Raw genomic sequence first — 13,588 nt, 5'->3', positions numbered from 1 at the left:
AACGATGTCTCCGGTTTAAAACGTAAACGATGTCTCCGGTTTAAAACGTAAAGGATGTCCCCGGTTTGTACCCGGACGGGTCCGCTCCCACGGGTAATTCATAAGTCTTATTCCAGATGCTCAGGCTTCACAGGGTCACCAGACTTAGCGTCCAGCTTGTCGCGAATGTCCTCGAACATGGCGTCGTACTGGCCGTTCATCGCATGCATATCAATGTCTTTGGGCAAACCATGTTTTTCGGCGATTCGAGAGGCTTCACTGGCGAAGTTGTAGGCCTTGTCCTTGGGCAGCTCGAACTCATCGCTAAACGGCTTGCCGTTGATTTCTCCCTCAAGGGAAAAATGCATGCCGGCGCCCGAGTCGGTCTGGCTAACCTCATAGCGGATGTGGATGTCGTAACCCACGTCTTCCGGTTGCACGGCAGGGTGGGTGATATGCAGATGGCCTGGCTCGAACATGAGAATTGCTCCAGCGAAAGGTGATGAACGTAGTAAGGCAGACCCTGCTGCGGCCCGGGGGTTCATCAATGGCCGGAACTCTCCGGGCAATCCTCTCGCTGCACGGCAGGCTCCGGGCGCGACCAGATCCACAGATTGACCAGCACCATTCCCGTCACCGCGAAATAGATCCACCAGTTATGGTTGAGCACCACCAGCATCATGACTGCGCACAGCAGCATCGTTACTGTGGCGCTGATCTTGGCCCGGCGCGTGATCTTTTTGCCGTTGCGCCAGTTGTAAAGCATAGGGCCGAACAGCCGATGGTTTTCCAGCCAGGCGCTCAGGCGTGGCGAGCTTCGCGTTGCAGCCCAGGCCGCAAGCAGGATGAATTCGGTGGTCGGCAGCCCCGGAATAAATATCGCAATGATGCCGATGGTCAGGCTGACGTAAGCCAGGATGCCAAAGAGGATGCGGGACAATTTGCTACCGGGTGGTTTGCTGGTCATGGTCTCGGAATACAGGGTCAAGAGAGGCAATCCACGGTGGGTGGTCCACGGAAGGCGCCCAGCTTACCAGCGCAGGGCGCAACTTAAAGCATTCAGGCGGTAACCGGTTCCGCCGATCCTGCGTAGGCATGTTCGAGCAGGTGATTGAAACGCTGGAACGCGTCTAGCGCGCCTTTATCGATCTGCTGCTCTTGCTCGGCGCTCATGGGCAGATCGTCAAGGGTGCGAATGAAGCGTTTCCAGCCGTCAGCGCGGCCTCCGGTGGGTTCGCCCAAATGCCGCGCGCCAAAGCTGTCGCTCAAGTCCAGCGCCACCGCGCGCTTGATCAGGAAGGCAGCGCCCAGCTTCGAGCCTTCGGATACGAACAGCCAGCCCAGGGCCTCGGCGAAGGGTGGGTCTTGAACCGCGCCCGTCACTGGCGCAGGGATCGATGTCTGCAGATCGATCAAATCAGCCTTGGCTTGCTCGGCACGGCAGCGCTCCGGCAGATCAGGCACGATCTGGATCAATTGCGGGTCGGTGTACAGTGCTTTGAGCTCTTCCTGAAACAGATATTGAGCGGTCAGAAACCTCGTGTAACTGGCCAGGGTTTCAAAGGGAGCGTGGGCTTTGACGGCTTTATCGAGCTGTTCGTGTGGCGCGTGGGTGATCTGGTTCAAGCGTTGCGAGCGCAGAAGGGGGCGCTGGGGCTCTTGGGTCATGGGTCTTCCTTGGCGTTACGAAAGTGAAAAGGATTGGCGCAGGCTTACTGAGTAAACGAACGAGCGCTGCTGGAAATTTAGAAATGCGCCTCGGATTTCAGAGGCGCATCGGTCAGTGCTAGATGTCCCACACCACGTTGACGCCGAAATTGCGCCCAGGCTGTGTCAGACGGTCCAGGTTTGCAGGGCTGATAACCGCCCCTTCGCCTGATCCGCTGAACCCGCGTACATCGTCCCAGCGCCAGTATTTTTTATCGGCGAGGTTGTAGATGCCGCTGTTGATCGTGAGATCGTCGGTCACCTTGTAGTACGCAGTCAGGTCGAGGATGCCAGCGCCTGGTGTCTTGAAACGGCCGGACGTCCCGTCGGGCGCGTTAAACGTGCTGTTATCGACGCGCGTCTTGCGCTTCATCAATGTCCAGCTCAAGAGCCCACCGTAGCTGGATTGGTCGTACCCCAGCCCGAACACCCCTGTCAGCGGATTGATGCTGTTGATGGGTTTGCCGATGTCATCGTTGCGGCCGCGGGCATAGGCTACCGATCCCAGCGAGTAGAGCCCCTCCGGTGCGCCAAGTACGTCGAGATCCAGACGGCTCTTGATCTCTAGCCCATTGATGGTGGCGTGCTTGATGTTGGCGCTTTGGAATCTGGCTTGGTCATAGCCAGGGGCGAGTGCATCTTCATTGATGAAGTCTTGGTATCTGTTGTGAAATACCGCCACGTCGAACCAGCCAGCGTCGAAGCTGCCGCGCAGTCCGGTTTCATAGCTTTTGCTCTTTTCGGGTTTGAGCGCTGGATTGGGCTCGATGACATAGTCGCCTTGAGCGCTTTCGAAGCGTCCATACAGCGCTTTGGCGGTAGGCGTGCGGAAACCTTCTGCGTACTGCCCATACCAGGTGTATTGATCGTTGAACGCATACGTCATGCCCAGTTTTGGGGAAAACCTGTGCCAGATCCGATCCCCATTGCCGACGTTGGAGGGTATGCCTGGCGAGGACTTTTCGGCAGGCAGGCCCGCGAGAAATTTTCGGGTGATTTTCGGATCGAGCCGGGTGTAGTCGTAGCGCAGGCCAGGCATGAAGGTCCAGTCATTCCACCGAATCTCGTCCTGAGCGAACAGCCCATAGCTGGTAACGGTTGGATCGGGGAAATCGCTTGTAGGTTTGAGGCGATCACCTGGGCTGTCGTCACCAATCTCCTTGCAACTGCCGAAGGCCTGTGCGCACTGACCGCTGCCGGAGCGCTCGCCAGTGGTCTTCTGTTGCTTGAGCGTTGCACCATAGGTCAACACATGTTCGGTTTGGGCGACGGAAAATGCCTTGTCCAATTGCGTGTCGAGTATCCACTGGCTTTCCTGGTAGACGGTATCGCGCTCACGGTGGACCAGACGCCCTGGTTCGCCCGCCGCCGCCTTTGCCCCGTGACTTGATGCAGGGCGGCCGCCGTGTCCCTGCGCGCTGGTGGGCTGACTGTGTGCGCCATGGCTGGCGCGGGGTCTGGCGGAAGGGCCCTGGCCGCCGCCTGGATGACTTGCATGACTTGCATGACCCGAATGACCAGCATGTCCGCCCGCAGCCCCGGCTTTCGCGCCCGGGCCATGCGTAGGTCGTTGCCCTGAGCGAGGCGAAACCTTGTAAAGGTCGTACGTGTGTTGCTCGGTCTTGGCGGTCTGATGGTTCAGGCTCCACTTGACGTTATCCGCCAGCACGCTGTCGACTTTGAACCTGTGTTCCAGGCCAAAGCGCTCACGGGTTATCAGGTCAGAGCTGTCGCGCCACTTGTACATGCCCCGCCCAATGCCTTCGCCAAATGGACCGCCGACGGCGCTGCGTTGGTGGGTATCGCGGTCATTTTCGTATTTCTCATAGGTCAGCCCAAGTCGGGAATCCTCCGCATAATTCCAGCCCAGCTTTGCCAGCACATTCGTGGCGTCGTTATCTTCCGGGTTCGCCCGAGTACGCGACAAACCTGAGCCACCGGTTTCGCCGTACGAGCTGGTTTCCCGCCCGTTGCGCTCGCTCAGGTGCAGCAAGGCATCGACCTCACCTTCACGCCCGGCGACGGTCGCAGACTTGAGCCAGCTGCGATCGGCGGAGCTGTAACCGGCCTTGAGCCGGGCGCCTGCCGATTGCCCTTCCTTGATGATGTTGTCCGGGTTCAGCGTGAAGTAGCTGACAGCTCCACCAATTGCGCTGCTTCCGTAAAGCGAGGACGCGGGGCCGCGAAGGATTTCCACACGCTGGATGATTTCCGGGTCCACGTAATTGCGGTGCGATTCGGCAAACGGTCCAAAAAAGAAGCTTCCCGGGGTTTCAACGCCATCGATTTGAGTCAGGATTCGATCCCCATCGATCCCCCGAATGTTATAGCCGGTAGTGCCCGCTCGTTGACCTGCCCCTGCGACAGATACGCCGGGTTCGTACCGCACCAGATCGCGGATGTTATTGATGTTCTGGCGATCCAGCTCCTCACGCTGCTGCACGCTGACCGTACTCGGTACAGAGTCTATCGCTCGCGCCTGTCGCGTAGCGGTAATGGTCGTGGGTTCAAGCAAGATCGCGTGCCGGCTGCCTGGATCACTCGGCGATGCGAGCACCGCAGGCGCGGCAAATACGCCAGCTGAGAGGATGGACGCTGTCAGGATAGACAGTGCGTGCACCGGTTGGCTTTTGGCGTGTAGGTGGGACGAGGATGAGAGGGGCGTGACGGATTTGAACCTTGACGGCATTGGATAGCGCTCTTTCTCTTGCGGATCGTGTTAGCGCAACTGTCCTTCGATGGGGTCAATTGCATGGCTATGACTTAACGATTCACAAGCAGATATCGCGTAAAAATAAATCCGTCAGGAAGATGGCAGGGTGTCGAAGCGCAGGATTCGGTTAGAGCGAGGAGGCGGCGTCACGCACGGACGACGAGTTCCAGATGGCTTCGGCTCTGTCGAAGGCGTCGCGATGTGCCGGATTTGCCTCGATCCAGGCGTTAAAGGCTTCATGCCGTTCAAATGTCGCGGTTTCGAGCTCAATGAGCCACGCTAGTGCCTGATCCATCACCGGGTCACTCAGCACGGCTTCGGCCAGTGCAACAGTATCTTTTTTAGCGTTTTCGCTCACCACCGGCCTCCGGATTGTCAGTCATGTCGTTCGATTCAGGCGACGAGTGTATCGCGTGAAACGAGACAAAACCTCCAAAAAGCCAAGACGATTCCTACGACGACTGCTCCGTTATCGGCAATCGCTGTCTCCGCCATCGAGCCGTGCAGCCACCCCTACACAAATCGCCATGATCAGCTTGAGCTCTTTTTGCACGGTGCTCGCAGAAATGCCGAGCTGTTCTGCAATGTCGAGATAGCTGCGGCCTTGCAGCCGATTGAGGCTGAAAATTCGCTGTTGTCTGGGGGAAAGACTGGCGATGTGTTTGCTCAGTATGCAGAGCAACCTTGCCGCGTGGGTCTCGTCTTCTACAGGGGTTGAGCAACTGCTGATGTTGTTCAGCTCGGCAACCGGCATATCGTTAATGACGGTGCGTGCGTGATTGTGGCGGGTTCGCAAATGGTCCAGCGCGAGATTGCGCGCGGTCTTGAAAACGAAGGGTTCAAGGTGATCGATAGCGCGGTCCCTGAGTACCCGGTCCACGCGTAACCATGTCTCATGCAGCAAGTCTTCAGCGGTGGCGGGGTGATCGACGATCCGCTGCAAGGTGCGCAACAGCGTAGTGCGCTGGACGATAAACAGGTCATTGAGCGACGACTGACTCACAAAATCACCCTGCCAAAAAAGGATGCGGATGATAATGCTTATCACCTGTGGGTCGATCAATAAATTGTAAGTGTCGGGGTTTTTCCGGATCCACAGCGGCCTGCGGGAGGCCACTTGTTGGCGAGACATTCGGGGCGGCGGGCTAGCCGTCTGGCCTTAAAATCTCGCGAACAAGTTCTCTCCTACAGAAGCGAGAACATCACTCAGCGTTCATCAACGCCAGGCAGTTATCGAGCATGCGGTTGGAGAAGCCCCACTCATTGTCGTACCAGGCCAGCACTTTGAGTAGCTTGCCGCTGACTTTGGTGTGGTTGGCATCAAAGATGGACGACAGCGGGTTATGGTTGAAGTCGTGGGACACCAGCGGCAGGGTGTTGTAGCCCAGAATTTTCGAGTGCTGGCTGGCTTCTTTCATGATCGCGTTGACCTCCTCGGCCGTCGCGTCGCGCTTGAGCTGAATCGTCAGGTCCACCAGCGATACGTTGATCACCGGGACGCGCACCGCCATGCCGGTCAGTTTGCCGGCCAATTCAGGCAGCACCAGGCCCACCGCTTCTGCGGCGCCGGTTTTGCTCGGGATCATCGACTGGGTTGCCGAACGCGCGCGGTAAGGGTCGGTGTGGTAAACATCGATCAGGTTCTGGTCGTTGGTGTAGGCGTGGATCGTTGTCATCAAGCCGCTCTCGATACCCAGTTCGCGGTGCAGCACTTGAGCGACCGGGGCAAGGCAGTTGGTGGTGCAAGACGCGTTGGAGATGACCTGATGGGATTGACGCAATACATCATGGTTGACGCCGTAGACCACGGTGGCATCGGCGCCTTTGGCCGGGGCCGAAATGATAACTTTTTTAGCGCCGGCAGTGATGTGAGCGGCGGCTTTGTTGCGGTCGGTGAACAGGCCAGTGCATTCGAACACCACGTCGATGTTCTCAGCCTTCCACGGCAAGTCGGCAGGATTACGTATGGCGCTGACCGAAATACGGTCGCCGTTGACGGTCAGGCCTTCCTGGTCAAATTCGACGGTGCCATCAAACTGACCATGAACGGTGTCGTACTTGAGCAAATGGGCGTTGATTTCACTATCGCCCAGATCGTTAATGGCGACGACTTGCAGGTCCTGACGGTAGCCTTGGGTATAGAGTGCACGTAGGACGTTGCGGCCGATTCGGCCAAAACCATTGATTGCGATGCGAAGTGTCATACACCCGTCCTCACTGAATTTGTTGTTGGAATTACAAGATTATTCTCATAGAAATAGAAAACAAGCCTTTTTAGTGGCAGTATTTTGTTTTATCTACAAATAGAAACCCGCAATGCCTGCACAAATGTCTGAAAATCAAGCCGTTGCCAGTTGTCCGGTTTGTTCGTCGAAAATTTGTAAGGCCCGAACGGGTGACCACATCAGTTAGCCTGGAGTTCATGACAATGCATCCCCGCGTCCTTGAGGTAACCGAACGGCTGATCGAACGCAGCCGTGAAACCCGTCAGCGCTATCTGCAAATGATCCGGGGCGCTGCGAGCGACGGCCCGATGCGCGGCAAGCTGCAATGTGCCAATTTCGCCCACGGCGTTGCTGCCTGTGGTCCGGAAGACAAAAACAGCCTGCGGATGATGAATGCGGCCAACATCGCTATTGTTTCTTCCTACAACGACATGCTCTCTGCGCATCAGCCGTACGAGCATTTTCCTGAACAGATCAAAACTGCACTGCGTGAGATTGGCTCCGTTGGCCAGTTCGCGGGCGGCGTGCCAGCGATGTGTGATGGCGTGACCCAGGGCGAGCCTGGCATGGAATTGAGCCTGGCCAGTCGCGAAGTCATTGCTCTGGCCACAGCCGTAGCGTTGTCCCACAACATGTTTGATGGCGCATTGATGCTGGGCATCTGCGACAAAATCGTCCCCGGCCTGATGATGGGCTCGTTGCGTTTCGGTCATTTGCCGATCATTTTCGTGCCAGGCGGGCCGATGGTGTCGGGCATTTCCAACAAGGAAAAAGCCGACGTGCGTCAGCGCTACGCCGAAGGCAAGGCCACGCGCGAGGAGCTGCTGGACTCGGAAATGAAGTCCTATCACGGCCCCGGCACCTGCACCTTCTACGGTACCGCCAACACCAACCAGTTGTTGATGGAAGTCATGGGTCTGCATTTGCCGGGCGCATCCTTCGTTAATCCCTACACGCCGATGCGCGATGCGCTGACACGCGAAGCGGCATACCAGGTAACGCGTCTTACGAAACAGAGCGGTCAATTCATACCGCTGGGTGAGATTGTGGACGAGCGTGCGCTGGTCAACTCGATTGTTGCCCTGCACGCGACGGGCGGTTCCACCAACCACACGCTGCACATGCCCGCCATTGCGCAGTCCGCCGGCATTCAATTGACCTGGCAAGACATGGCCGATCTCTCAGAAGTCGTGCCGACCCTGACCCACGTTTATCCGAACGGCAAAGCCGACATCAACCACTTCCAGGCCGCCGGCGGCATGGCGTTTCTGATCCGCGAGCTGCTGGATGCAGGCTTGATGCACGAGGACGTGAACACAGTGATGGGGCGGGGATTGCGACGCTACACCCAGGAGCCATTTCTGGAGGACGGCAAACTGGTATGGCGTGATGGCCCCACCGAAAGCCTGGACGAACACATCCTGCGCCCGGTGGCCCGTCCGTTCTCCGCTGAAGGCGGTTTGCGCGTGATGGAGGGCAATGTGGGGCGCGGTGTGATGAAGGTATCGGCCGTGGCACTGGAGCATCAAATTGTCGAAGCGCCCGCCAAGGTGTTCGAAGATCAGCAGGACTTGGCGGACGCGTTCAAGGCGGGCGAACTGGAGTGCGATTTCGTTGCCGTCATGCGCTTTCAGGGGCCGCGATCCAATGGCATGCCTGAGCTGCACAAAATGACGCCGTTCCTTGGGGTGCTGCAGGATCGTGGCTTCAAGGTCGCTTTGATCACCGATGGGCGCATGTCCGGCGCGTCGGGGAAAATCCCGGCGGCGATCCACGTCTGCCCTGAAGCGGCCGATGGTGGCCCGTTGGCACTGGTGCGTGATGGGGATCTCATTCGCGTCGATGGCGTAAAAGGAACGTTGCAAGTTCTGGTTGAACCGGCAGAATTGGCGGCTAGAGAACCGGCAATCGGTCGGCTGGCCAACAATGTGGGCAGCGGACGCGAGTTGTTCGGCTTCATGCGTATGGCCTTCAGCTCCGCGGAGAAGGGCGCCAGCGCCTTTACTTCGAATCTGGAGACGCTTACGTGAAATTGGCGATGGTGGGTGATATCGGTGGGACGAATGCGCGTTTTGCCATTTGGGAAGACGACCAACTGCATTCGGTCCGGGTGTTCCCGACCATCGATTACGCTAGCCCCGAGAAAGCGCTGCTGATTTACATCGAGGACCTGGAACTGCAATTGGGCGATGTAGGCTCGATTTGTCTCGCGGTGGCAGGTCCTGTGGTGGGGGATGATTTCCACTTCACCAACAGCCACTGGAAAATCAATCGGCCCTCCTTTTGTGCCGAACTCAAAATCGACACTTTGATCATGGTCAACGACTTCACGGCCATGGCCTTGGGCATGACTCGTCTGCGTGACGATGAGTACCTGACCGTGCGCCACGGCAAGGGCGACCCGAATGCGGCCAAAGTGGTCATCGGTCCGGGCACAGGTCTTGGCGTAGGCACATTGGTGCGTAACGGCGATAAACACTGGATGGCCGTGCCGGGTGAGGGCGGGCATGTTGATTTGCCGATCGGCAGCGAGCGTGAAGCGATGCTGTGGATGCGTCTTATGAAGGATCACGAGCATGTCAGCGCTGAAACGGTCCTGAGCGGCGCGGGTCTTTTATTGTTGTATCGGGTCAGTTGCGCCGTGGATGAAATCGAGCCAACGCTGAAATCTCCTGCGGCCATTACCTCAGCGGCATTGAGCGGAGATCCGGTGGCTGCCGCAGTGCTGGAGCAGTTCTGCGTGTTTTTGGGTCGAGTGGCGGGTAACAATGTGCTCACGGTCGGCGGTCGCGGCGGGGTATATATCGCAGGCGGCGTGATCCCGCGCTTCGTGGATTTCTTCATGCAAAGTGGCTTCAACCGTGCTTTCGCTGAAAAAGGCCTGATGAAGGATTATTTTCAGGGTGTGCCGGTGTGGCTGGTCACTGCCCAATACCCAGGATTGATGGGGGCGGGAGTGGCATTGGATCAGGCGCTGGGGCAGCAGGTTTGAATATCGTGGGAGCGGACCTGTCCGCGAAGACTTCGGTACATCCGACGCCTGTTTGTGCGGCCTGACATCGCTTTCGCGGACGGGTCCGCTCCCACAAGGTTTGCTGATGTTGATTTATCCATAACAACAAATTACGCACACAAGGACGACCAACGTGAACGCTGTCAGCAAATCGATTCTGGTGGTCGATGATGACCTGGAAATCTGCGAGTTATTGCAAGCCTACCTGAGCCGATCCGGCTTTCAGGTCCGAACGGTCGGCGATGGTGCGCAGTTTCGCCAGGCGTTCAATGAAGAGTCCAGCGATCTATTAATCCTCGATGTTATGTTGCCAGATGAAGACGGTTTCAGCCTTTGTCGATGGGTCCGGCAGCACCCTCGGCAACCCCACGTGCCTATCATCATGCTCACTGCCAGTTCCGACGAAGCCGACCGGGTGATTGGTCTGGAGCTCGGCGCTGACGACTACATGGCCAAACCTTTCAGCCCCCGCGAACTTCAGGCGCGCATCAAGGCGCTGCTGCGTCGTGCGCAATTCGGTCAGGAGCGTTCGGGCGGCGAAGTATTGGTCTTCGATGAGTGGCGACTGGACATGGTCAGTCACCGGCTGTTCCACAGTGACGGCGAAGAGGTGATTCTGTCCGGTGCAGATTTTGCGCTGCTCAAGCTTTTTCTCGACAACCCGCAGCAAATCCTCGACCGCGACACCATTGGCAACGCAACCCGTGGCCGGGAGTTGATGCCGTTGGAGCGCATCGTCGACATGGCGGTAAGCCGTTTGCGTCAGCGTTTGCGTGACACCGGTAAAGCGCCGCGATTGATCCGCACCGTGCGCGGCAGTGGTTATTTGCTGGCCGCGAATGTTTTGCCCCAAGCCAGCAACGGCTACTGACGTGTGATCGTGATCGAAAAAAAGCGCAAATTGCCGGTTCCTCGTTCGTTGCTGGGGCGCATGTTGCTGCTGACTCTGCTAGCCGTGTTTATGGCTCAGGCATTGTCCAGCGTGATCTGGCTGTCACAGCTTCGCGCCACGCAAATGGAAGGCTTGATCACCAGCGCGCGCAGTCTTGCGCACTCGATGGCCGCGAGCGTCAGCTACTTTCGCTCGCTGCCGGTCGCCTATCGGCCCTTGGTGCTGGACCAGCTGCGCAATATGGGTGGCACGCGGTTTGTCGTGTCGCTCAACGATCATCCGCTGGACATGGCAATTCTCGAGCCGACCCCACGCAAAAAAGCTGTGCTGACCGCAGTCGATGAGGTGCTGCGCCAGCATCTGGGCAATGACCCGGACATCGCTATCTGGTTCGTTCGCCCTGAAGATCTGCGCATCTTCAACGGAGGCTTGAAGCTCGACGAGCTGCCGCGCTCCTGGGCCCATTACGCGCTGAGCCTGGAGCCAGTGAATCCGCCTGTGCTGGTTACGCAAATTCAGCTGTCCCAAGGCGAGTGGCTGTATATCGCCTCGCTGCTGCCCGAACCCTACACCAGCCTCGAAGAGCAGGACCTGCCCGCGCAGCAGGTCTGGTTCATCATCCTTACCAGCACTTTTCTGTTGCTTTTCATCGGCCTGTTGGTGCATTGGCAAAGCGGCCCGCTCAAGCGCCTGGCGCGGTCGGCGCGCGACATGTCCCTTGGCGCCGATGTCGAGCCGGTGGTGGAGGGCGGGGGCAGTGAAGTGGTTGAAGTGACCCGCGCGTTCAACACCATGCGCGCCCGGATCAGCCGTTATCTGAGCGAGCGAGGGCAATTGTTCAGCGCCATCTCCCATGACCTGCGCACGCCCATTACTCGCCTGCGTTTGCGCGTCGAGCTGCTGGAAGATGAAGTTACTCAGGCCAAATTCACCCGTGACCTCGACGAGCTTGAGTTGTTGGTGAAGGGCGCGTTGCAGTGCGTGAAGGACACAGACATTCACGAGAACATCGAGCCGGTTGATCTCAATCACGCGCTCGATTGCCTGATCGAACCCTATTTGTCACCCGAAGGCGATGGTCGCGTGACGTTGCAGGGCAAGGCAATGTCGATGTTCCCTGGCAAGCCGCTGGCGCTGCGGCGCTGCATGGGCAACCTCATCGATAACGCGATCAAGTATGGCGACAGGGCGCATCTGCACGTTGAGGATGATGCAGAGGCCTTCATTCTGCATGTCGACGATGAAGGCCCAGGTGTTCCGGAACAGCGTCTGGAACAGGTGTTCGAGCCGCATTTCCGTCTGGCGGGCAACCAGCAGCAGGGTTATGGGCTGGGTCTTGGCATCGCTCGCAACATAGCCCACAGCCATGGCGGCGAAGTCACGTTGCAAAACCTGCGTGACGGCGGGCTGCGGGTGACGTTGTTTCTGCCGCGCGGGTTGGAATAGGCGAGTTGAGCGCTGCTCCTGTGGGAGCGGACCCGTCCGCGAATACGGTCTGACATTCGCTATAACCTTGTTGGATGTACGAATGCCTTCGCGGACAGGTCCGCTCCCACGAAAACGCATCGCATTGGGTGGTATTTATTAGTGTTATTTGAATGTCACAACTCTGTGACACTTGCGCGTCCCTTCGTTACCGTCCGCTCTAGCCCCTTGGTTAGAATCCATGCAGCGCAAGCACCAGACTTGCTCAGGCATAACAACAAGAAAGGTTAAATAGATGAATTCCATCACCCGTCTCGCTGCACTTGTTTCCCTCGCCTCGTTGTTTCCTCTGAGCGCCGTCGCTGCTGAATCCAAAGGCACTGTGGAAGTTGTCCACTGGTGGACGTCCGGCGGTGAAAAAGCTGCTGTCGATGTCCTCAAAGCCCAGGTTGAAAAAGATGGTTTTGTCTGGAAAGACGGCGCTGTCGCAGGCGGCGGCGGTGCAACTGCCATGACCGTTCTCAAAAGCCGCGCAGTTGCCGGCAACCCACCAGGCGTTGCCCAGATCAAAGGCCCTGACATTCAGGAATGGGCATCCACCGGTCTGCTGGATACCGATGTCCTGAAAGACGTCTCCAAAGAAGAAAAGTGGGACAGTCTGCTGGACAAGAAAGTCTCCGACACCGTGAAGTATGACGGTGATTACGTAGCGGTCCCGGTGAACATTCACCGTGTGAACTGGCTATGGATCAACCCGGAAGTCTTCAAAAAAGCCGGTATCGAAAAAGCCCCTACCACCCTCGAAGAATTCTACGCCGCAGGCGACAAGCTCAAGGCCGCGGGTTTCATTCCTCTGGCCCACGGCGGTCAGCCTTGGCAGGACAGCACCGTTTTTGAAGCCGTCGTGCTTTCAGTCATGGGCGCTGACGGTTACAAAAAAGCCTTGGTCGACTTGGATAACAGCGCACTGACCGGTCCTGAAATGATCAAGTCGCTGACTGAGCTGAAGAAGGTCGCCACTTACATGGACGCTGACGGCAAGGGCCAGGACTGGAACCTGGAAGCGGCCAAAGTCATCAATGGCAAGGCCGGCATGCAGATCATGGGCGACTGGGCGAAAAGCGAGTGGACCGCTGCCAAGAAAGTCGCAGGCAAGGACTACCAGTGCGTAGCTTTCCCGGGCACTGACACGGCGTTCACCTACAACATCGACTCCCTGGCGGTGTTCAAGCAGAAAGACAAAGGCACTGCGGCTGCTCAGCAGGACATCGCCAAAGTCGTACTGGGTGAAAACTTCCAGAAAGTCTTCAGCATCAACAAGGGTTCGATTCCGGTTCGAAACGACATGTTGAACGACATGGAAAAACTCGGCTTCGACTCCTGCGCCCAGACTGCTGCCAAAGACTTCCTGGCAGATGCCAAGACCGGCGGCCTGCAACCGAGTATGGCGCACAACATGGCAACCACACTTGCCGTGCAGGGTGCGTTCTTTGATGTCGTGACCAACTACATCAACGACCCGAAAGCCGATCCGGCTGACGCGGCGAAGAAACTCGGTGCTGCGATCAAGTCTGCCAAGTAACAACTAACGACGTTCCCTGTAGGAGGGAGCTTGCTCGCGATAGCGTTCTGTC

At 57.7% G+C, this 13,588-nt stretch carries 12 protein-coding genes; 5 read left to right on the top strand and 7 right to left on the bottom strand.

What is annotated here, in order from left to right; translation table 11 throughout:
• Nucleotides 1–107: 107 nt before the first annotated feature.
• From ACWKV9_RS25790 to gap, 7 genes are all read right to left on the bottom strand, one after another.
• Nucleotides 108–458 carry a DUF5064 family protein gene (locus ACWKV9_RS25790; RefSeq protein ID WP_483838925.1) on the bottom strand — a complete coding sequence of 117 codons (351 nt, stop codon included), beginning with the start codon at nucleotides 456–458 and terminating at the stop codon, nucleotides 108–110.
• A gap of 65 nt (nucleotides 459–523) precedes the next feature.
• Entirely contained in the window at nucleotides 524–946 is a 423-nt protein-coding gene (locus ACWKV9_RS25785) for a YbaN family protein (RefSeq protein ID WP_483838936.1), read from the bottom strand.
• Between the two features lie 92 nt (nucleotides 947–1,038).
• The gene (locus tag ACWKV9_RS25780; RefSeq protein ID WP_483838924.1) at nucleotides 1,039–1,647 is read right to left on the bottom strand and encodes a biliverdin-producing heme oxygenase; all 609 of its coding nucleotides are present in this window, start codon (nucleotides 1,645–1,647) and stop codon (nucleotides 1,039–1,041) included.
• A gap of 118 nt (nucleotides 1,648–1,765) precedes the next feature.
• On the bottom strand, nucleotides 1,766–4,375 hold the full coding sequence (locus ACWKV9_RS25775) for a TonB-dependent hemoglobin/transferrin/lactoferrin family receptor (RefSeq protein WP_483838923.1): 2,610 nt from the start codon (nucleotides 4,373–4,375) through the stop codon (nucleotides 1,766–1,768).
• Nucleotides 4,376–4,526: 151 nt separating this feature from the next.
• A complete protein-coding gene (locus ACWKV9_RS25770; RefSeq protein ID WP_483838922.1) occupies nucleotides 4,527–4,757 on the bottom strand; it encodes a FecR/PupR family sigma factor regulator in 231 nt (76 codons plus the stop codon).
• 111 nt (nucleotides 4,758–4,868) lie between these two features.
• Entirely contained in the window at nucleotides 4,869–5,402 is a 534-nt protein-coding gene (locus ACWKV9_RS25765; protein WP_483838921.1) for an RNA polymerase sigma factor, read from the bottom strand.
• A gap of 199 nt (nucleotides 5,403–5,601) precedes the next feature.
• Nucleotides 5,602–6,603 carry a type I glyceraldehyde-3-phosphate dehydrogenase gene (gene gap / locus ACWKV9_RS25760; RefSeq protein ID WP_483838920.1) on the bottom strand — a complete coding sequence of 334 codons (1,002 nt, stop codon included), beginning with the start codon at nucleotides 6,601–6,603 and terminating at the stop codon, nucleotides 5,602–5,604.
• 224 nt (nucleotides 6,604–6,827) lie between these two features.
• Here gap and edd point away from each other — a divergent pair, with 224 nt between their 5' ends.
• From edd to ACWKV9_RS25735, 5 genes are all read left to right on the top strand, one after another.
• Complete coding sequence (edd, locus tag ACWKV9_RS25755; protein ID WP_483838919.1) at nucleotides 6,828–8,654, top strand: phosphogluconate dehydratase; 1,827 nt, start codon at nucleotides 6,828–6,830, stop codon at nucleotides 8,652–8,654.
• A complete protein-coding gene (locus ACWKV9_RS25750; RefSeq protein ID WP_483838918.1) occupies nucleotides 8,651–9,616 on the top strand; it encodes a glucokinase in 966 nt (321 codons plus the stop codon). Before edd ends, ACWKV9_RS25750 begins: the two co-directional genes overlap by 4 nt.
• Before the next feature lie 154 nt (nucleotides 9,617–9,770).
• The gene (locus ACWKV9_RS25745) at nucleotides 9,771–10,508 is read left to right on the top strand and encodes a response regulator (protein WP_483838917.1); all 738 of its coding nucleotides are present in this window, start codon (nucleotides 9,771–9,773) and stop codon (nucleotides 10,506–10,508) included.
• A 60-nt stretch (nucleotides 10,509–10,568) separates the two neighbouring features.
• A complete protein-coding gene (locus ACWKV9_RS25740; protein WP_483838935.1) occupies nucleotides 10,569–11,975 on the top strand; it encodes an ATP-binding protein in 1,407 nt (468 codons plus the stop codon).
• Between the two features lie 274 nt (nucleotides 11,976–12,249).
• A complete protein-coding gene (locus ACWKV9_RS25735; protein ID WP_483838916.1) occupies nucleotides 12,250–13,536 on the top strand; it encodes an ABC transporter substrate-binding protein in 1,287 nt (428 codons plus the stop codon).
• Nucleotides 13,537–13,588: the final 52 nt, after the last annotated feature.

Source organism: Pseudomonas corni (assembly GCF_057128765.1).
This window is presented reverse-complemented; position numbering and strand designations above follow the sequence as displayed.